The 18904-nt window shown below is 70.2% G+C and carries 16 protein-coding genes; 7 read left to right on the top strand and 9 right to left on the bottom strand.

From position 1 onward, the window contains the following. Positions 1-118: 118 nt before the first annotated feature. Positions 119-853 carry an SDR family NAD(P)-dependent oxidoreductase gene (locus ACIP79_RS28040; protein WP_401227554.1) on the bottom strand — a complete coding sequence of 245 codons (735 nt, stop codon included), beginning with the start codon at positions 851-853 and terminating at the stop codon, positions 119-121. A gap of 157 nt (positions 854-1010) precedes the next feature. On the opposite strand from ACIP79_RS28040, the gene ACIP79_RS28045 reads away from it, so the two are divergent. Beyond that, on the top strand, positions 1011-1649 hold the full coding sequence (locus ACIP79_RS28045) for a TetR/AcrR family transcriptional regulator (protein ID WP_401227556.1): 639 nt from the start codon (positions 1011-1013) through the stop codon (positions 1647-1649). A 10-nt stretch (positions 1650-1659) separates the two neighbouring features. Here the strand turns inward: ACIP79_RS28045 and ACIP79_RS28050 are convergent, their stop codons facing one another. After that, positions 1660-2331 carry a sigma-70 family RNA polymerase sigma factor gene (locus tag ACIP79_RS28050; protein ID WP_401227557.1) on the bottom strand — a complete coding sequence of 224 codons (672 nt, stop codon included), beginning with the start codon at positions 2329-2331 and terminating at the stop codon, positions 1660-1662. A 369-nt stretch (positions 2332-2700) separates the two neighbouring features. Continuing rightward, the gene (locus ACIP79_RS28055; RefSeq protein ID WP_401227559.1) at positions 2701-5460 is read right to left on the bottom strand and encodes an AAA family ATPase; all 2760 of its coding nucleotides are present in this window, start codon (positions 5458-5460) and stop codon (positions 2701-2703) included. A 245-nt stretch (positions 5461-5705) separates the two neighbouring features. Between ACIP79_RS28055 and ACIP79_RS28060 the strand changes: the two genes are divergently transcribed. Further along, on the top strand, positions 5706-5975 hold the full coding sequence (locus ACIP79_RS28060) for a WhiB family transcriptional regulator (protein WP_401227560.1): 270 nt from the start codon (positions 5706-5708) through the stop codon (positions 5973-5975). 177 nt (positions 5976-6152) lie between these two features. Continuing rightward, a complete protein-coding gene (locus ACIP79_RS28065; protein WP_401227562.1) occupies positions 6153-7769 on the top strand; it encodes a cytochrome bc complex cytochrome b subunit in 1617 nt (538 codons plus the stop codon). Between the two features lie 74 nt (positions 7770-7843). On the opposite strand, the gene ACIP79_RS28070 is transcribed toward ACIP79_RS28065, so the two are convergent. The 3 genes from ACIP79_RS28070 to ACIP79_RS28080 form a co-directional block, all read right to left on the bottom strand. After that, positions 7844-8443, bottom strand: a complete 600-nt coding sequence (locus ACIP79_RS28070; protein ID WP_401227563.1) for a YceI family protein — start codon at positions 8441-8443, stop codon at positions 7844-7846. Between the two features lie 122 nt (positions 8444-8565). Further along, positions 8566-9312: an SDR family oxidoreductase gene (locus tag ACIP79_RS28075; RefSeq protein ID WP_401227564.1), complete on the bottom strand. Its 747-nt coding sequence runs from the start codon at positions 9310-9312 to the stop codon at positions 8566-8568. A gap of 128 nt (positions 9313-9440) precedes the next feature. Continuing rightward, positions 9441-11141 carry an L-aspartate oxidase gene (locus ACIP79_RS28080; protein WP_401227697.1) on the bottom strand — a complete coding sequence of 567 codons (1701 nt, stop codon included), beginning with the start codon at positions 11139-11141 and terminating at the stop codon, positions 9441-9443. 269 nt (positions 11142-11410) lie between these two features. Between ACIP79_RS28080 and ACIP79_RS28085 the strand changes: the two genes are divergently transcribed. Then, complete coding sequence (locus ACIP79_RS28085; protein ID WP_401227565.1) at positions 11411-12310, top strand: RNA polymerase sigma-70 factor; 900 nt, start codon at positions 11411-11413, stop codon at positions 12308-12310. A 401-nt stretch (positions 12311-12711) separates the two neighbouring features. Then, entirely contained in the window at positions 12712-13353 is a 642-nt protein-coding gene (locus tag ACIP79_RS28090) for a DUF5134 domain-containing protein (protein WP_401227566.1), read from the top strand. 77 nt (positions 13354-13430) lie between these two features. On the opposite strand, the gene ACIP79_RS28095 is transcribed toward ACIP79_RS28090, so the two are convergent. After that, the gene (locus tag ACIP79_RS28095; RefSeq protein WP_401227568.1) at positions 13431-13781 is read right to left on the bottom strand and encodes an ArsR/SmtB family transcription factor; all 351 of its coding nucleotides are present in this window, start codon (positions 13779-13781) and stop codon (positions 13431-13433) included. 161 nt (positions 13782-13942) lie between these two features. On the opposite strand from ACIP79_RS28095, the gene ACIP79_RS28100 reads away from it, so the two are divergent. Continuing rightward, a complete protein-coding gene (locus tag ACIP79_RS28100) occupies positions 13943-14710 on the top strand; it encodes an SDR family NAD(P)-dependent oxidoreductase (protein WP_401227569.1) in 768 nt (255 codons plus the stop codon). Between the two features lie 263 nt (positions 14711-14973). Then, the gene (locus ACIP79_RS28105; protein ID WP_401227571.1) at positions 14974-17838 is read left to right on the top strand and encodes an AAA family ATPase; all 2865 of its coding nucleotides are present in this window, start codon (positions 14974-14976) and stop codon (positions 17836-17838) included. A 72-nt stretch (positions 17839-17910) separates the two neighbouring features. On the opposite strand, the gene ACIP79_RS28110 is transcribed toward ACIP79_RS28105, so the two are convergent. Further along, a complete protein-coding gene (locus ACIP79_RS28110; RefSeq protein WP_401227573.1) occupies positions 17911-18348 on the bottom strand; it encodes a DUF2267 domain-containing protein in 438 nt (145 codons plus the stop codon). Between the two features lie 65 nt (positions 18349-18413). Then, a complete protein-coding gene (locus ACIP79_RS28115) occupies positions 18414-18809 on the bottom strand; it encodes a DUF2267 domain-containing protein (RefSeq protein WP_401227574.1) in 396 nt (131 codons plus the stop codon). Positions 18810-18904: the final 95 nt, after the last annotated feature.

Below are 18904 nucleotides of genomic sequence, written 5' to 3' on the forward strand. Positions count from 1 at the left end.
CCGCGTCCCGCCACCCCCGCACCCCGCGCTGGGCTCGGTTCGCACCGTGTGGCTCTCGATGCCGGCCCGGCCCGGCGGGCGGGCCGGGCCGGCGGGCGGGCCGGGCCGGCGGGCGGCGTCAGCGTGACTGGTCGGTGGGTCGTACGAGGATCTCGTTGACGGCGACATGAGCCGGCTGGGTGACCGCGTAGAGCACTGCCTCGGCGATGTCCTCGGGGTTCAGGGTGCGCATGGACGCGGCCATCTCCTTCGCCATGGTCTGTATGGCCGGGTCGGTGATGTGGCTGGTGAGCTCGGTCGAGACGAAGCCGGGCTCGATGACGACGACGCGTACGCCCTGCTCGGTGACCTCCTGGCGCAGTGCCTCGGAGAACGCGTTGATGCCGAACTTGGTGGCCGCGTACACCCCGCTCGCGGCGGACGCGGTGCGTCCCGAGGTGGAGGAGATCTGCACCACGGCTCCCTTGGACTCCAGCAGGTGCGGCAGCGCGGCGTGGACCGTGTACATCGAGCCCAGCAGGTTGGTGTCGATCATGCGGGTCCACTCGGTGGTGTCCGCGCCCAGGATGAAGCCGCTGAGCATGAGGCCCGCGTTGTTCACCACGATGTCGAGCGCACCGAACTGTTCGACCGTGCGGGCGACTGCGTTCTGTACGGACTCACGGTCGGTGACGTCCATCTCGACGATCAGTATCTCGCCGGGTGCCTCCTGTGCCACAGCCTGGAGCCGGTCCGTCCTGCGGGCGGCGACGGCGACCTTGGCTCCCGCCCTGGAGAGAGCGAGTGCCGTCGCCCGGCCTATGCCCGACGAAGCGCCGGTGACCAGGGCGACCTGCTGGTCGAGGGTGTTCATGAGTCCTCCAGGGTGCGGTACCGCCTGGCTCAGCGAGCCACAGCGCGAAGAAGAGCGCCGGTCATAAAAGTGACCGGCGGGTCATGTTAGGAGCCTAGCACCGAAGATGACCGGCGAGTCATCTTCGGTGCTAGGCTCCCGGTCACGGGAGGTGTCCATGACCGAGAGAGCGATCGCGCCCGGCGCCAGAGCCGACATGATCCGCAACCGCCGTCTGCTGCTCGCCGCCGCGACCGAGGCCTTCGCGGAAGGCGGCGTCGATGTCTCCATGGGTGAGATCGCCCAGCGGGCCGGGGTGGCCAAAGGAACCGTGTTCCGGCACTTCCCGACGAAGGACGACCTGCTCGCGGCGATCACCTTGCAACTGGTCGCTCAGCTCACCGGCGCCGCGGAGCGACTCCGCACCGCTGACGACCCCGTGACGGCTCTGCGGACCTTCATGACCAACGGCGTCGAGGTGCTCGCCGCCGATCGCGCCTTCTGCGAGGTCATCGGGCGGCCCTCGATGCAGCACGCGGAGGTCCGCGGTGCCATCGACCGGCTCTGCGGTGTCGTGGAAGTCCTCACGGTCCGGGCCAAGGAACAAGGAACCATCCGGACCGACGTCACCGGCACCGACATCGTGTTGCTGCTGGGCGGCATCCACCAGACGGCACTCCCGCTGCTGGAGCAGGATCCGCAGGCCTGGCGCCGCTACCTGGCTCTCGCGTTCGACGGGTTGTGCAGCACCGAAGCCGCCGTACTGCCTCGTCCGCCCTCCGCGCCGCTACGCGATGAACGCGACGTGCGTCGGTGAGAGAGCGTCGTCAGTTGGCGTCCGCGAGAAGGATGCGCTCCAGGTGGGTCAGGTCGCCGGTGCGTGCGGCACCGAGAAATGCCTGCACGAGGCGGCGGTGCGTGAAGGCGTCGACCTCCTGGCGCTGACGCCGGGTGCCCAGTCGTTGCTGCGCGCGTGCGACCTGCTGCCGTGAATTGACGATGCTGAGCTGGAGAAGCGCGGCGATCCGGTCGTACGAATAGCCGAAACCCTCTCGCAGTATGTAAGCCGCGCGCTGCTTGGGCGTCAGAGTCGCCAGCAGCAGGCCCACCGCCCCCTCGACGGCGTCCTGCCTCTCGGCGACCGCCTCCGGTGTCGCGTCGAGGTCGGCCGATTCGGGAAGCCAGGTGGTGGCGCTGAACTCCCGGCGCCGACGGGCCGACTGCACCACGTTCATCGCCAGCCGAGCGGTGATCGTCCGTAGCAGAGCGGACGGGTTGTGCACGACCGCCCGGTCGGTGCGCTGCAGCCGTAGCCACACCTCCTGGACGACGTCCTCGGCCTCGGCCGGGTTGCCGACGATGCGGTGGGCGATGTGCAGCAGGGAAGGGCGGGCCTGCGTGAACATGGTCGCGGCGTCGTGCAGGTTTCCGATGTCCGGGATCGTCTGCGTGCCGTGCTCGGTGGGCGGGCGTCTTGCGTCGATCAGGCTGGTGTCCACGATCTGCTCCTGCGATGGGTGGGCCGGTGGTTGTGAAACCAACCTCCCGCCCGGACAGGGGTGACCGCGCCTGTGGGAGTCCGTGGCAAGTACGTGGTGAACCCGTGGCCACGCACCGCGTGGTGGACGCGAGGAACCCGGGGGTCGGCGTCCTGGAGACCCGGGGGTCGGGGGTCGCACGTGGTCGGTCCGTAGGTGTGCGAGTGCCTACGGACCGACCACGCAGTGGCCCCGCCGCCGCCCACCCGGTGCCCCGGGTGAGCTGTCCGGAGCCGCCCGCGGGGGTGCGGGGGAGCACCGTGGCCGCTACGGGGGCCATCCCCGGGGGCTGCGCGGACCCGGTCCGTGGGCAGCCACGTCGCGCGGGAGTCAGAGTGACGTGTGCAGCTGGCGCCGGGAGGTGATGCCGAGCTTCGCGTACACCTTCCGCAGGTGCCACTCCACGGTGTGCGGGCTGAGGAACAGCTGCGCACCGATCTCTGAGTTCGTCAGCCCGTCACGGGCGAGCTGCGCGATCTGCTTCTCCTGAGCGGTCAGTGATGTCGGGGCGGCACCCGCGCGGGAGGCCACGGTCTCACCCGCCGCCCGCAGCTCACGGACGGCGCGTTCGGTGAACCCGTCGGCGCCGAACATGCCGAACATCGCGTGCGCGGTACGCAGGTGATGACGGGCGTCACCGCGCCGGTTCTCGCGGCGCAGCCATTCCCCGTACAGGAGATGCGCACGGGCGAGCTCCGAGTGGACCAGAGTGCGTTCGAGCCGCTCGACAGCCTCGCGGTACAGAGCCTCGGCTTCGGCGCCCTCGGCGAGCAGGGCGCGCGAGCGTGCCTGTACGCCGAGCGCCCAGTCCGTGCCGGCGGCGTCCGTGACCCGCGTCAGCAGGGTGAGTGCCGGCCCGGCGACCTCGCGGCGGCCGAGTCGTGCCGCGGCTTCCACGATCTCGACCCGCGCCCAGTTCGCCGCGATCAGGTTCTGTGGATCGCGGCTCGCCTCAAGAGCGGCGGCCAGAGCCTCCTCGTACATGCCCAGGCTGTTGTGGAGGACGGCCAGCGCTCGCTGCGCGATGGCCACGCCGAATCCCGTCTCCTCGCGGCCCGCGGCGCCGTCCATGCCGGCGCGGATCAGGTCGGCGGCGCCACGGTCACGGCCCTGCCACGCGGAGAGGGTCAGCGTGCCGTACGCCGTGAAGCTGCTGTCGGCCGCCTCCTCGATCGCGGCGATCTCCGCGGTGAGCATGGCGGCGGCCTCCAGTTCGCCCGCGCTCACGTGCACGAGGACCCGGGAGTTCAGCGCGAGCGGCAGCTCGGCCAGTGCGCCGACGGCACGGGCGGTCCGCACGTGCCGCGCCGACAGTTCGGTCCAGGCCCGGTCGTCCCACATCTCCGCCGCGAGTACGGAGGCCAACCACGACCAGCGCAGCACTTCCTCCGACCTGGTCTCCTGGCGGAGAGCCCGTACGGCGGCGCGTGAGATGTCGGCCGCGGCGCCGTACCCGTCGGTGGAACGGGTGGAAAGGGCGTCCAGCAGCAGATCGACGTGACGGGGCGGGTCCGACGCGGAGGGTTTCGTCTGCCGGGCGGCTGCCGCGACTTCGCGGACGTCGGTCCCGGAGGCGGGTCGTCCCGCGAACATGGCGGCCGAGATGGTGTCGAGAAATGTCTCCCGGGCCAGGTCCACATCCAGCGGGACCAGTCGCCGCGCGGCGGCGAGCAGTGCGGTCAGCGCCTGGGCGCCGTGACTGGAGGCGAAGGCGATGCGCGCGCGCAGGAGCGCCGCCTGGGCGCGACCTCGTTCGTCCGCGGCGGTGTTCTCGGCCAGAGCCAGCAGCTCGCGAGCCGCGGTGGGCGCACCGGCACGGAGCTTGGCCTCCGCGGCGGCGAGGGCCCGGGCGGCCTTGCGACGTGGCTGGGGAGTCAGGACCGCCGAGTGCGCGAGGAAGGCAGCCGCCGCGGCGACCCCGCCCCGCGACATCGCTCGTCCGGCCGCTGCCTCCAGGTCGGCCGCGATGGTCTCGTCGGGGCGTACGGTCGCCCGCGCCAGGTGCCATGCCCGGCGGTCCGGGTCGAGGGCGCGGTCGGTCACCTCCGCGAGTACGCGATGGGTCTCCCGTACGTCGGACAGTGAGGCCGAGCGGTAGATCGCCGAACGCAGTAGCGGATGCCGGAAGCGCACCAGCGCACCGATGTCGAGCAGCCCGGCGGCCACCGCCGGGCCGAACGCACCGGGGTCGATGTCACACTGCTCCGTCGCGCGACGGAGCAGTGTGACATCGCCGATCGGTTCAGCGGCGGCGATCAGCAGGAGGCGCTGGGTGTCGGCGGGGAGCGCGCGGACCCGGGCGAGATAGCTCCGCTCGATCCGGCCGGTCACCGGTCCCGGGTCGGGCAGGTCAAGCGCGCCGGCGGGCTCCGGGTCCCTACGGTCATGGGGCAGCTCCAGCAGAGCGAGCGGGTTGCCGCGTGCCTCGGCGAGGATCCGCTCGCGGATCTGTTCGTCCACCGGGTTGCCCGGCACCGAAGCCAGCAGGGCGCGGGCGTCGACGTTCGCGAGACCTTCAAGTGTCAGTTCGGGCAGGTCGGCGAATTCGTCCCGTCCCAGGGGCTCCCGGGTGGCGAACACCATCGCCAGAGGTTCGGCGAGCATGCGCCGCGCCACGAACGACATGGTCTGTGCGGAGACCTTGTCGAGCCATTGCGCATCGTCCACGAGGCAGAACAAGGGCTTCTCGGCAGCCGCGTCGGTCAGAAGTCCCAGTACGGCCAGACCGACCAGGAACCGGTCCGGAGGGGGTCCCGTACTGAGCCCGAAGGCCGTGGCGAGTGCTTCTCTCTGCGGGGCGGGGAGGTTGCTGGAGTGTTCGAGGAAGGGGGCGCAGAGCTGGTGCAACCCCGCGTACGGCAGCTCCATCTCCGATTCGGCGCCGGCCCCACGGGCGACTCGGTGGCCGGCCGCGCGGGCCGCCAAGTGGTCCAGGAGAGCGGACTTCCCTATCCCGGCCTCGCCGCGCAGGACGAGGACGGCGCTGCGGCCCGCCTCGACGGCGCGGACGACCGCGTCGAGCGCGCCACGCTCGCGCAGTCTGCCGCGCAGTGGCCTGCGGCCGTCGTCGTTCGTCCCGAGCCCGCGCACGCCGGGAGCATAACAACACGCGGGGGGTCCGAATCCGCGACGACGCATGGTGGACGTGGCTGTGTGCAGGGACGATGCGCACTCCATGCCGCAGTCGGGCGATGGCCGATGCGGGGCGGAGGGGGACGACGCACCGTGTCCCACTGTCTTCGCGGCCTCGGGGCCGATGTCACACCTCCGTCGATCGTTTGGTCTCAGGGGCATGAGACAGACACCGTATCCGCTCGTATCGCAGGAGGTGCTCCATGGACTGGCGTGAGCGGGCGCTCTGTCGGTACGGGGACCCTGACCTCTTCTTCCCGATCGGCACCGTCGACAGAGGCCTGGCGCTCCTCCAGGCGGACGAGGCGAAAGCCGTCTGCCGTCGGTGCCCCGTGACGCGGCGCTGTCTGGACTGGGCCCTGAAGGCCGGTCCCGTGGACGGCGTCTGGGGTGCCACCACGGAAGCGGAACGCCGTGCCCTGCGACGACGTGAGGCACGGAGCTCCGAATCCAGCGGGATGTCCGCGGCGTAGTCGCTTTCTTCGTCGGAGATCGGGCGGTTTCCCAGCCCGTCCGAAAACACCAGGTGTCACAAGGTGACGTGCCGACTGGTCGTCATGGAGGGAGCGACGCCGTCGACAGGACCGGGAAAGCCGGGCGACGCCGGTCAAGGACGCGTGCTGCCCACAGCGCTGGAACGAGTGAGGGACATGGACAACGACAAGCGGCCGACCGAAACGCGTCAGGCAGGCAGAGGCGAGCGGCTGGCCCACTGGGCCGATACCCGCCTGGGCACCCGGGGCCGTACCAGGGCTGTACTGCGCAAAGCGTTCCCGGACCACTGGTCCTTCATGCTGGGAGAGATCTGCCTGTACAGCTTCGTCGTCCTCGTCCTCACCGGCATCTACCTCACCTTCTACTTCCATCCCTCCTCCGCGCAGGTGGTGTACGACGGCAGCTACGGGCCGCTGCGAGGCCAACTGGTGTCCGAGGCGTTCGACTCCACCATGAACATCTCCTTCGACGTCAGGGGCGGACTGCTCATCAGGCAGGCCCACCACTGGGCGGCGCTGGTCTTCGTGGCCGCCATCCTGGCGCACCTGATGCGGGTCTTCTTCACCGGCGCGTTCCGCAAACCGCGCGAGCTCAACTGGGTGGTCGGCTTCCTGTTGTTGGTCCTCGGCATGTTCGCCGGCCTGACCGGCTACGACCTGCCGGACGACCTGCTGTCGGGGACCGGGCTCGCCGTCGTCAACGGGACGCTGCTGTCGGTTCCGATCGTCGGCACCTATCTGTCCATGTTCCTCTTCGGCGGGGCGTATCCGGGCGAGGACCTGATCGCCCGGTTCCACGTGCTCCACGTGCTACTCATCCCCGCCGTCATGCTCGCGCTGATCGTCGTCCACGCGGTCCTGTCCCTGGCGCACCGGCATACGCAGTTCCCGGGCCCTGGACGGACGGAGGGCAACGTGGTCGGGCGGCCGCTCGGGGTGCGCTTGGTGAAGTCGGCCGGCTACTTCTTCCTGGTCTCCGGGACCATTCTCGTCATGGCGGCCGTCGCCCAGATCAATCCGGTGTGGCGGTACGGCCCTTACCGGGCCGATCAGGTGTCCGCCGGTTCCCAGCCCGACTGGTACATGGGCGTGGCCGACGGCCTGCTGCGTGTGATGCCGGGCTGGGAGGTCTCCGCCTGGGGGCATACGCTCGCCCTTGACAACCTCATCCCTCTCACGATGGGTGTGGTCCTCTTCCTCGCCCTGGGCGCGTATCCGTTCCTTGAGGCGTGGGCCACGGGTGACCGGCGTCCGCACCACATCCTGGACCGGCCGCGCAACCGGCCGGTGCGGACCGCCCTGGGTGCCGCCTGGCTCAGCCTCTACACGGTGGCACTCGTCGGCGCCGCGAACGATGTGATCGCCCTGCGGTTCCACGTCTCCGTCAACGCGGTCACCTGGGCGGTGCGTGTCGGCCTGTTCGTCGTACCGGCCGTCGTCTTCGTCGTCGTCAAAAGGTGGGCGCTGGCCCTGCAGAGGCGCGACCGCGACGAAGTGCTTCACGGGCGGGAGACAGGCGTCATCAAGCGGCTGCCTCACGGGGAGTACGTAGAGGTCCACGAGCCGCTCGGCCAGGATCGGCTCCACGCGCTCGTCGCCCACGAACAGTACGAGCCCCTGGCGCTCACCGGGGCGGATGACGGCGAGGGCGGGGCCGAGGGCGTGGGACGGCTGCGGGCCATGCTGAGCCGGGGCCTGTACGGCCGGGGAACGCAGATACGGAAGCCCACGCCCGAGGAGTACAAGGAGATCAGTGGGAGGCAGCGGCACTGACCCATGGGACGGCGGCGTGACGGATGCCGGGGAGGGCGGGTGATCGAAGGATCACCCGCCCTCCCCGGCATCCGTCACGCCGCCAGAGCCTCGTCGAGCCTTACCGCCGAGATGTCCAGGGACAGCGTGACCTTGTCACTGATGAGGACGCCTCCGGTCTCCAGCGCCGTGTTCCAGGTCAGCCCCCAGTCCGAGCGCCGGAGTGCGGCCGTGCCTTCGAAGCCGATCCGATACTGGCCGAAGGCGTCCTCGCCGGCCCCTCCGAACGCGATGTCGAGGGCGAGAGGGAGCTCGATGTCCTTGATGCGCAGACGGCCGTCGAGCCGGAAGGTGCCGTCGCCGAGCGGGACGATGCCGGTACTGCGGAAAGCCATCAGCGGGAAGGTCGCCGAGTCGATGAATTCGGGTCCTTTCAGATGCGCGTCGCGTTCCTGGATTCCCGTGTCAAGACTGTCTGTCTGCACACTCACATAGGCCTCGGACCTGGCAGGGCTTGACCCGTCGATTTTGAAGAGGCCTTCATAGCGGGTGAACCTCCCTCGGACATTCGAGATCATCGCGTGCCTGACGGAGAAACCGATCGTGCTGTGGACCGGATCGATGGTGTAGGCGCCGGTCAGTTCCGCGTGGGAACTTGTTCCCTGGGACGCGGCCCGGCCGCTTCGTACGAACATGGTGGATGCCTTTCTGAGCTTTCTGAGCGCCTGTCGCTAAATGGAAGGGGCCCGCCGTTCCGCGGTGCGGAACGGCGGGCCCCGGCGCGGGTGAGGGCCGCAGCAGGCCCGTCACCCGACGATCACTGCTGCTTCGCGAGCCAGTCCGTGAAGCGGGTCTCCGCGATGTGGGCGTCCGGGCCGGGCAGCAGGGTGTCCTCCTGCAACTCCGCGCCGAAGTAGGGGGCGTGCACGTCCGTCACGACCTCACGGGGGTCGTTCTTGGCGGCGAGGCCCTTGCGGATCAGTTCGTCCAGCTGGAACGTGTCCGGGCCCGCCACCTCCACCACACCGGAGACCGGCGTGCCGACGGCCGTACGTCCCACGGTGGCGGCGACGTCGGCGGAGTGGACCGGGCGGATCCTGACCGGGGCCAGGCGCACGGTGCCGCCGTCGGTCGCCGCCTCGGCGATGCCCTTCATGAACTCGAAGAACTGCGTGGCATGGACGATGGAGTACGGGATCCCCGACGCCCGGATCAGCTCTTCCTGGGCCTGCTTGGCGCGGAAGTAACCGCTCTGCTGGAGCCGCTCGGTGCCCACCACCGAGAGGGCCACGTGATGGGTCACCCCGGCGTTCGCCTCCGCCTTGAGGAGGTTGGCGGTCGACGTACGGAAGAACTCCATGACCGCGTCGTCCTCGAACGAGGGGGAGTTGGACACGTCGACCACGACCGACGCTCCGGTCAGAACCTCGGCCAGCCCCTCGCCCGTGAGCGTGTTGACGCCGGTGTTGGGAGCGGCCGGCACCGCCTCATGGCCGTGCTCATTGAGCTTGGCGACCAGCTTCGAGCCTATGAGTCCGGTACCGCCGATGATGACGACCTTCATAATGGCAATCCTTTCGGGATGGTGTTGTCGGCTACAGAAAGAAGACCGGTTGCACGCGCTCTTTGTGACATTCGGTGGTCACATTCGGTGGCTGCTCTGTCCGCTGTCGGGTCAGGTCTGAGCGAGGGTTATTCGACGAGCTTTCCGTCGGTCGTCACGTCCTCCATGAGGGAGGCGATCTCGTCCGGAATATCGGCGATGCCCTCGCGTGTGATTCCGGTCCGGGGTGACCACACGAGGTTGACGCGCAGCGCGGGGTCCATGTCCGGGTAATCGCCGCGGTTGTGGCATCCGCGGGTCTCCCGGCGTTCCAGGGCCGCTTCCAGGGTGGCCCTGGCCGCCAGCGCCGCCGACTTCAGGTCGAAGGCGTGTGCGAGGTCCTGGAAACCGGCGATGTCCGGGTGCACCCCGACGTTGTCCATCCGCTTCTCGATCGTCTCCAGTTCGGCCAGTCCGGTACGCAGGCCCTCTTCGTCACGGACGACACCGGCGTACGCGGTCATGGTGTCGCGGACGGCTCGTTGCAGCGCGCGTACGTTCTCGGGTCCGTCCGCGGCCAGCAGGTCATCGACCTCCGCCCGAGCCTCGGCGACCGCGGAGGACGAGCGCGGCTGCGCGGTGAGCGACTCGGAGTAGGCGGCTGCCGCCTGCCCTGTGAGGCGGCCGTAGACCAGCAGCTCGATGAGGCTGTTGCCGCCGAGTCGGTTGGCGCCGTGCAGGCCGCTGGCCGCCTCCCCGATGGCGTACAGGCCGCGTACGTCCGTGCTGTGGTCCTCCGGTCGCACCCACACCCCGCCCATCGAGTAGTGCGCCGTGGGAGCGACCTCGATCGGGTCACGGGTGATGTCCAGCATCTGCAGGTCCAGAAGGGTCTGGTACACCCGGGGGAGCCGCTGCATGATCGTCTGCCGGGGGAGGTGCGACACGTCCAGCCACACCCCGCCGTTCGCGGTGCCGCGGCCCTCCTTGATCTCCGTGTAGGAGGCCAGGGCGACCCGGTCCCGGGTGGACAACTCCATGCGCGCCGGGTCGTAGCGGCTCATGTACCTCTCGCCCAGGGCGTTGCGCAGGACGCCGCCTTCGCCGCGGGCCGCCTCGCTGACGAGCGTGCCCGCGGCGTTCTCGGGCTCGATGATCCCCGACGGGTGGAACTGGACGAGTTCGGGGTCGCGCAGCCGGGCTCCGGCCTCCACGGCCAGCCGGAAGGAGTCGCCGGTGTTCTCGTCCCGCCGGGAAGAGGTGCGTCGCCAGATCCGTGTGTGGCCGCCGGCGGCGAGGATCACGGCATCGGCGTGGATGAGGTACCGCGTGCCGTTGGCCGGGTCGAATCCGTAGGCGCCGAAAACGGCTCCGTCATGGGTCAGGAGGCGGGTGATGTAGACGCTGTCGAGCACGGGTGTGTTCAGCTGCGTAGCGCGTCGGATGAGGGTCCGCTGGATCTCCAGGCCGGTGTAGTCGCCGGCGAAGGCGGTGCGGCGGAACTTGTGGGCGCCGAAGAAGCGCTGGGAGATGCGGCCGTCCTCCTCCCGGGCGAAGGCCATGCCGTAGCGCTCCAGGTCGTCGATGCCGAGTGCGGCGCCCTGGGTGACGATCTCCGCGGTGCGGGGGTCGCCGAGCAGGTAGCTCTCCTTGAGGGTGTCGGCGGCGTGCTGCTGCCAGCTGTCCTCGGGGTCCATCGTCGCCAGGGCGGCGTTGATCCCGCCGGCGGCGAGCGAGGTGTGGGTGTCCTCCTTGGGGCGTTTGCCCACGGCGATGACGTCGACGCCGGCTTCCGCCAGTTCGATCGCCGCACGCAGCCCCGCGCCGCCGGTACCGATCACCAGCACCATGGTGGAAAGACGTTGTTCGGTGACAACCACGACTGCTCCGATCGCTTGGGTGGGTCACTGGAAATGACCGGAGCGTGAGCCGGTTTGTGACATGAGCCCGCGTGTACGCGGGGAACTCACAGGTGAGGACAGATAGGCGCAGGTGAGGACAGATAGGCACGACAAGCGCCACGGTGTGCCGGCTCGGGTGCGCACGGCACACCCGTCGACTCGTACCCGTCCGGACGCGCATAGCATGGCTGACAGACAGGCCAGAAGGGACGATTCCAATGCGTGCTGGCGCCCCGTCCGACACGGACGACCGGAAGACCCGGGATTTCCTCGCGGTACGTCCGCAGCTCTTCGGCATCGCCTATCGCGTGCTCGGCAGCAGGACGGAGGCCGAGGACGTCGTGCAGGAGGCGTGGCTGCGCTGGCAGAACACCGATCACACGACGGTCAACGAACCCGCCGCCTTCCTGACCACGGTCGCCACCCGCCTGGCGATCAATGTCGCGCAGTCCGCACGGGTGCGCCGCGAGTCCTATGTCGGGCCCTGGCTTCCCGAGCCCGTGGACACCAGCCAGGATCCCCAACTGGGCGCCGAGCGCGCCGAGGCCGTTCAGATGGCGGTTCTGCTGCTCCTGGAGAAGCTGAATCCGGTCGAGCGTGCCGCCTATGTGCTGCGGGAGGCTTTCGACTACCCCTACCCGCGCATCGCCGACATCCTGGAGACCAGCGACGCCAACGGCCGGCAGCTGGTCAGCCGTGCTCGGCGGCATCTCGCCACCGAGCACAGGGAGAGCGTCAGCCCGGCCACTCACCGACGTCTGCTGGAGGTCTTCCTCTCCGCGGCGCGCACGGGTGACATGGCGGTTCTGGAGGACGTCCTGACAGCCGACGTCGTCAGCTACACGGACGGTGGCGGTATCCGGGGCGCGTCCAGGATCCCGGTCGACGGCCGTGCGCACGTCTCCCGCTACCTCGCGGCCTTCGCGCCCCGCTTCTGGCCGGGGACGGATGTCCGCTGGGTGGAGGCCAACGGGCGGCCGGCCGTTCTGGTCGAATCCGGTGGGAACCAGATCGCTCTGCTCTGCCTCGACGTCTCCTCGGAGGGCATCGAGCGGATCATGTGGGTGATGAATCCGGCGAAGCTCGCGTCCTACGTCGCGTCGCTGACGGCCGCCTGACCGGTTGCCGCCCGGCACGCACGAGGGGAACCACCGGCACCGGTGAGCGTCGGCAGTGACGGTCCACCGGGCACTCGATCACCCACGCTCGGTCCTCGATGTCGACGCGGGGCGGACGGGAACAGTCAGTCGGACAGGCAGGTTCCAGGGCGGCGGACAGCGGTGGCCGCCACGCGTCGTACGACCGTGACCGCGGCGCCTGTCACAGATGCTCCGGTAGCTCGGTCACCAGGACATGACGCTCACCGGAGAACGCACCACCGTGTCGGTCAGGACGACGCGCTTCGAGGCAACGGCGACGTGCGCGAGTGACCGGCTCCCGCGGGCTCGCGCCGGGCGGCGCGGCCCGGCAGCGCGCGTGCCCGGGGCGGCTCCGTCGCACGCGGCCTGAGGTGATCGACATGGACACCGCCGTTCTCGTCCCGCGCTGCCTGCTGACGCTGCTGTTCACGGTCGTGGCCGTCCATGGTCTGTGGCATGGACCGCGGCCGGCGGACTCGGGGTGGCGTGGCCGGGGCGATCGCCTCTTGCACGCTGCCATGGCCGTGGCGATGGCCGTCATGCCCTGGGGCTGGGGCCGGAGACTGCCCGTGGCGGCGATGACGGTCTTCTTCGTCGCGGCGGCGCTGTGGTTTCCGCTGGTCGCGATCGGGCGGAGTGGCGTCCGTGTGACCGCGATCGTCGGCCGGTCGCCGCACGCGGTCGGCATGGCGGCGATGGTGTGGATGCTGCATGCTCCCCATGCCGCTACGGGGCGGGTGCACGAGAACCCGGCCGGCGCCTCTCCGCCCACCGCGGGCCATTTCGCGGCGTCCGGGCACATGACAGGTTCCGCGGTGACAGGACAGGCGGTCACCGCTTCGCTGACGGCGTTTCTGCTGGGGTGTGCGTTGTGGTCGTTGACGCGGTCCATGCCACCTCTACGGCTGTCACCTCTACGACCGGTTGTCGGTGGCGCCGGGGCCGCCGCGGAGCCCTACCGTCAGGTCCGGGAGGGCGCGATGGCCCTGGGCACGGCCGTCATGCTAGTGATGCCGCACTGAACGCCGTACGCGTGAGGTGACCACAGTCGGTGGCCCGACGGTGACTTCGCCCCGAGCTCGCGGCTGTCCGAGTGGGATCAGGAGTTCCTGGCCCGCTCGGTGACATGGGCGCCGACATCTTCGCTGACGGCGGCGTCGAGGAGGGCCGAGAGCAAGCCGGGGAACCGGGTGTCGAGGGCGTCACGGCGTAGCGTGACGTAGCACCGTGTGCCTTCCTGGCGGGTCACTGTCACGCCTGCCTCGCGCAGCATCTTCAGATGGTGGCTGAGGGTGGATTTGGCGACGGGCGCGCACAGTTGCCCCCAGCCGCGCTCCGCGCCGTCCGAGAGTACGCGCACGATGCCGAGCCGTGTCGGGTCGCTGAGGATGCCGAGCAGTCGAGGCAGTGTCACCTCTGCGTCGGCCCGTGCCGGATGGTGGTCGGACATGTGGCCAGGTTAGGGCACGCGGTGACCAGGGCGAGCGGACGGATGACAATGTTGTGACTGTACTCTCGCGTGGCCCCCATGAATGGGCTCACGTTTGACTTAGTGGCACACGTTTGCACATCATGTTCGATGTTCAACGAACTTCGAACGATGAGGGCCTCATGACCATGAACTCGACCAGCCGAACCTTCTCCGGACACGTTGCGATCGTGACCGGGGCGGGATCGGGCATCGGACGCGCCACCGCCGTCGCGTTCGCGGAAGCCGGAGCACACGTGCTCGGCGTGGGCCGCCGCGAGGAACCGCTGAAGGAGACAGCGTCGATGAACCGTGGCATCGAGGTGCTGGCCGTCGATGTCTGCGAGGACGGGGCACCCGCCGAGATCGTCAGCACCGCCGTCCAGCGGTGGGGACGCCTCGACCATCTGATCAACAACGCCGGAGCGACAGCGGTCATGCCGCTGGCCGAGACGGACAAGCAGGTCGTCCTCAACCTCCTCGCGCTCAACGTCGTGGCTCCCAGCCTGCTCGCGCAGGCGGCCCTGCCGCACCTGCGGGAGACCTCCGGAACAATCATCAACCTCTCCAGTACCTACGGGCACCGCCCCATGGCCGGCGGCGCGCACTACGCGGCGACCAAGGCCGCCATCGAGCAGATGACACGCAGCTGGGCACTGGAGCTCGCGGGCGAAGGCGTCCGCGTCAACTCGGTCGCTCCCGGCCCGACCCGGACCGACGTCATGCTGCACGCCGGCCTCAGCCCCGAAGCCGCCAACGACATGTACGCCTACGAGCGTGAGCGCATCCCGACGCACCACGTCGCCGGCGCGGACGAGATGGCCCACTGGGTGCTGCGGCTTGCCGAACCCGCCGGACGGCACGCGACCGGCCAGGTGATCACGGTCGACGGCGGTCTCGAACTGATCTGACGCCACGCCGACTTCGCGACCGTTTGCCGTGATCGGAACGGACGGACGGAAGTGGGGCTCACCGCTCGTCACAAATCCCGCCGCATCCCGGTCAACCTGTTGAACCGGCCCGACCAACGCACCACCAGCACCGCGAGGATGGACAAACGCGCAGTTCACCAGGGTTCTCCGCCCCACACCCATGGGCCCCACCCCACGTCGTCCAGCGATCGTCCCGACAACCGCCGGGGCAGCGTCCGCCAAGTCTCCAGGAGTCGTGTCCCATGACCGCCAGCCCGCGTCTCGACCTGGTCGGCCGGCACCGTGAATGTGCGGCGCTCGACGAACTTCTGGTCGCCCTGCGCGCAGGTGAGTCCCGCGTACTGGTGTTCCGCGGCGAAGCGGGCATCGGGAAGTCGGTGCTTCTGGAGTACGCGGTGGCCCAGGCGGCCCAGGTGACGGTCACTCGGGCACAAGGCGTCGAAGCCGACATGGAGTTGCCCTACGCCAGCCTGCACCAGCTGTGCGCACCGTTCATGGGCCAGGTGGAAGGACTGCCCGGCCCACAGCGCGACGCGCTTCGCGTGGCCTTCGGGATGGCGGCCGGAGACCCGCCCGACCGGTTCCTGGTCGGCCTGGCCGTACTGACATTGCTCACCCGGGCTTCCGAGACGCGACCGGTGCTCGTCGTGGTCGACGACGCCCAGTGGCTGGACCAGGTGTCACTGCAGACCCTTGAGTTCGTGGCACGACGGTTGCTCGCCGAAGCGGTCGCGATGGTGTTCGCGGTACGCGACCCCGAGGGGCAGGCGGCACTCGTCGGTCTGCCGGAGACGCGGATCGACGGACTCGACGCCGCCGCGGCCGCGGAGCTTCTGGGGGCCACGATCGGCGGGCGGCTGGACAAGCGGGTCAGGGACCGCTTCGTGGCCGAGATGCACGGCAACCCGCTCGCGCTTCTCGAGTTCTCCCGCGGCCGCAGTGCCGCGGAGCTTGCCTATGGCCTGGACTCCTCCGCGTACAGCAGTGCCCAGGGAACGGTGTCGAGCCGTGTCGAACGGGATTTCGCCGATCGGCTCGGTTCGCTGCCGGGGCCGATCCGGACACTGCTGCTGATCGCCGCCGCGGAACCGGTCGGCGACGCCGGCCTGTTGGTGCGCGCGGCCGCCGCACTGGACATCACTCCCGACGTCGAGCCCGCCAAGGCGGCCGGCCTGATCGATTTCCGCGGGTCCATCCGATTCCGGCACCCGCTGGTCCGTTCGGCGGTCTATCACCAGGCCGACCCCGAGGAACGCCGGGCGGTGCACCGGGCACTGGCCGCGGCCACGGACCCGGCCGCGGACCCCGACCGGCGTGCCTGGCACGAGGCCCAAGCCGCCTCGGGACCCGACGAGGACGTGGCCGCGGGCCTGGAACAGGCGGCCGACCGTGCGCGGCAGCGCGGCGGTATCGCCGCCGAAGCGGTACTGCTGGAGCGGGCGGCCCAGTTGACGCCGGACGCCTGGGCGCGCGGGCGCCGAGCCGTCGCGGCGGCCGAGGCACACTTCTCCGCGGCCGCACCCGACCGCGCGACGGAGCAGGCGACGCTGGCCGAGCTGTGTCCCCTCAGCTCGCTCGACCGTGCGCGCCTGGCACGCCTGCGGGCCAGGATTCTCTTCGCCCGCAGCCGCAGTGACGAGGCCGCGCCGTTGCTCCTTGAGGCCGCCGCACAGTTCGCCGCCGTCCAATCGCCCCTGGCGCGCGAGACCTACCTCGAAGCGATCAGCGCGACGATCTTCGCGGGCAGGCTCCACGGTCCGACAGGTGCTCGCGCCGCGGCCGTCGCCGCCCGCGGCTCCGGAGCGCCTCCCTCGGGATCGCAGGCCGCCGACCTCCTCCTGGACGGCGTGGCCGCACTCCTCACCGACGGCTACGACACCGGCCTCACGGCGTTGCGTGGCGCCCTGGAACTCCTCGCGAACGAGGAACTCCCCACGCGCGAAGCCACGATGCGCTGGCTCCTGCTGGTGCCGGTCGCGCTGGAGGCCTTCATCCACTACGCGTGGGACCTGCGGGCGTGGGACATCCTGGCGACGCGCGCGGTGCGCCTGGCCCGCGATGTGGGAGCGCTCGGCGCGCTGCCGCCTGCGCTCATCTACGCCGGCGGAGTCCACATCCACTACGGCGACTTCGCCGAGGCCGCCCGGATGATCGACGAGGCCGACGCGATCGCCGCCGCGACGGGCCACGCCCCGCACAAGTACGCCACGCTCGTCCTGGCCGCGTGGCGGGGCGACACGGATGTCGCCGCGGCCATCATCGAAGACGCCAGGGCCAGTGCCGTGGAACGCGGCGAGGTGTCTCTGCTGGGCGCCATGGGCTATATCCAGGGCGTGCTGTTCAACGGGCTCGCACGCTATGAAGAGGCGCTGGTCGCCGCCCGCTCCGGCATCGAGCACGACGGATTCAACTTCACCGGCCTGTCCCTGGTCGAACACGTCGAGGCCGCGACCCGGTGCGGCAGGCTCGACCAGGCCCGTGCCTCGCTCGCCCGGCTGGTCGAACTGACCCGCGCCGCCGACTCCGGATGGGCCCGCGGCGCACGCGCTCGTAGCCAGGCGCTCCTCGCCGACGGCGACGAGGCCGACGGTCTCTACCGGACCGCGATCGAGGAGTTCGGCCGCGGCCGGGTGACCGTGGAGGTCGCACGTACGCACCTGCTGTACGGCGAGTGGCTGCGCCGAAGCCGCCGTCCCTCGCTGGCTCGTGAGCATCTTCGACAGGCGTACGAGATGTTCGACGGCATGCGGGCGAACGCCTTCGCCGAGCGCACCCGCCGTGAGCTGATCGCCACGGGAGAGCACGTCCGGACGCGCGTCACCAAGCTGGCTGCCGATCTGACCCCGCAGGAGTCGCAGATCGCGACCCTCGCCGCTGACGGCATGACGAACGCGAAGATCGGCGCCGAGCTGTTCATCAGCCCCCACACGGTGGAGTGGCACCTGCGCAAGGTGTACACGAAGCTCGGAATCAACTCACGCCGCGCACTGCCGGACGCTCTCGTGACCGCACCGGCCGTGGACACCAAGGAGCGCGGGAGCGAGGGAACCCGACAGGGCCGGCACGAGAGATCCCTGCGATCCCCCCGAACCCCCAGGCCGCGGTGACCTCCTCGGGGGCACAGGGCGGACAGCGGAGCAGTGGTCGTCGCTGTCCGCCCCGAGTACGCGCGTCGTCGGCTACGCGGCCGGGGCGAGTTCGGCGCGGCCGAACAGCAGGGCGTAGCCGGTGGGGAGTTGGTGGAGGACGCGGGTGATCAGGTCCGGGTCGGCGTAGGCGGCGACCGCGGAGAAGACGGAGCCGGTGTCCCAGCGGGTGGTGGCCAGGGAGCCGCCGGTGCGGGCGGCGAGGTCCTTGACGAAGGACCAGCCGGTCAGCGGCTGGGGGTCGGGGATCTGCGCCGTCAGTACGCGTGCGGCTTCCCAGGGCAGGCAGCGTGCCAGGTCGACGCGTTCGTCGCCTGTCAACTGGCGTCCCAGTCCGGCAAGAACCAGGTGGACGGCTTCGTCGGCTCTCTCGAGGGTGGGGTAGCCGCCCTCGTAGCGAACCTTCTCCAGCATCTGTGCGTATGCCGTCCCGTACGGCTGCTGGGACGGTGCGTGCCGGTCGGAGATCACGGGTTTGTCGCCTTTCTTGCTGTTGCCGGTGTTCGGGCACCGGGATACACCGGGGTGGGGGATGGTCAGGTGGGCTGGGGGCGGCCGAAGAGCAGGTCGTAGCCGACGGGGAGCTGGAGCAGGATCTGGCCCAGCAGGTCGTCGCCGACGGCGTCGGCGACGACCGACAGCACGGCGCTGACGTCCCACGCCGCCGTCTGCTCGGTGGCGCCTTCGATCCACGCGGCGGTCGCGCGCACGAACCGCTCCGGGGGCAGCGGCTCGGCGCTCTGCAGCGGGTTGAGCAGGATCAGGGCGAACGCCTCGGGCAGGCGCGCCGCCAGCTGGGCGCGGATGCCGCCGACCAGGTGCGCGCCGAGGAGTGCGAGTACCACGCGGGCGGCGCGCTCGGCTTCCTCCGAAGTGTCGTACGCGCCGCGGTCCTTCACGTGGCCGAGGAACGCTTCGTGTCGCAGGGTCATCTCGGCGGCCACCCCTTCTTCGTCTTCGGACTGTCCACGGTGGAGCGGAGAGCGGGTGAGGGGGAGATCAGGCACCCGCCCTCCGCAACCGTCCG

Source organism: Streptomyces sp. NPDC088747, from assembly GCF_044751025.1.
Lineage (GTDB): Bacteria > Actinomycetota > Actinomycetes > Streptomycetales > Streptomycetaceae > Streptomyces.

Excerpts from the sequence above, each read along its gene's own strand:
- ACIP79_RS28040 (WP_401227554.1), bottom strand. The coding sequence starts at position 853 with ATGAACACCCTCGACCAGCAGGTCGCCCTGGTCACCGGCGCTTCGTCG.
- ACIP79_RS28045 (WP_401227556.1), top strand. The coding sequence starts at position 1,011 with ATGACCGAGAGAGCGATCGCGCCCGGCGCCAGAGCCGACATGATCCGC.
- ACIP79_RS28060 (WP_401227560.1), top strand. The coding sequence starts at position 5,706 with ATGGACTGGCGTGAGCGGGCGCTCTGTCGGTACGGGGACCCTGACCTC.
- ACIP79_RS28065 (WP_401227562.1), top strand. The coding sequence starts at position 6,153 with ATGGACAACGACAAGCGGCCGACCGAAACGCGTCAGGCAGGCAGAGGC.
- ACIP79_RS28070 (WP_401227563.1), bottom strand. The coding sequence starts at position 8,443 with ATGTTCGTACGAAGCGGCCGGGCCGCGTCCCAGGGAACAAGTTCCCAC.
- ACIP79_RS28075 (WP_401227564.1), bottom strand. The coding sequence starts at position 9,312 with ATGAAGGTCGTCATCATCGGCGGTACCGGACTCATAGGCTCGAAGCTG.
- ACIP79_RS28080 (WP_401227697.1), bottom strand. The coding sequence starts at position 11,141 with ATGGTGCTGGTGATCGGTACCGGCGGCGCGGGGCTGCGTGCGGCGATC.
- ACIP79_RS28085 (WP_401227565.1), top strand. The coding sequence starts at position 11,411 with ATGCGTGCTGGCGCCCCGTCCGACACGGACGACCGGAAGACCCGGGAT.
- ACIP79_RS28090 (WP_401227566.1), top strand. The coding sequence starts at position 12,712 with ATGGACACCGCCGTTCTCGTCCCGCGCTGCCTGCTGACGCTGCTGTTC.
- ACIP79_RS28095 (WP_401227568.1), bottom strand. The coding sequence starts at position 13,781 with ATGTCCGACCACCATCCGGCACGGGCCGACGCAGAGGTGACACTGCCT.
- ACIP79_RS28100 (WP_401227569.1), top strand. The coding sequence starts at position 13,943 with ATGACCATGAACTCGACCAGCCGAACCTTCTCCGGACACGTTGCGATC.
- ACIP79_RS28105 (WP_401227571.1), top strand. The coding sequence starts at position 14,974 with ATGACCGCCAGCCCGCGTCTCGACCTGGTCGGCCGGCACCGTGAATGT.
- ACIP79_RS28115 (WP_401227574.1), bottom strand. The coding sequence starts at position 18,809 with ATGACCCTGCGACACGAAGCGTTCCTCGGCCACGTGAAGGACCGCGGC.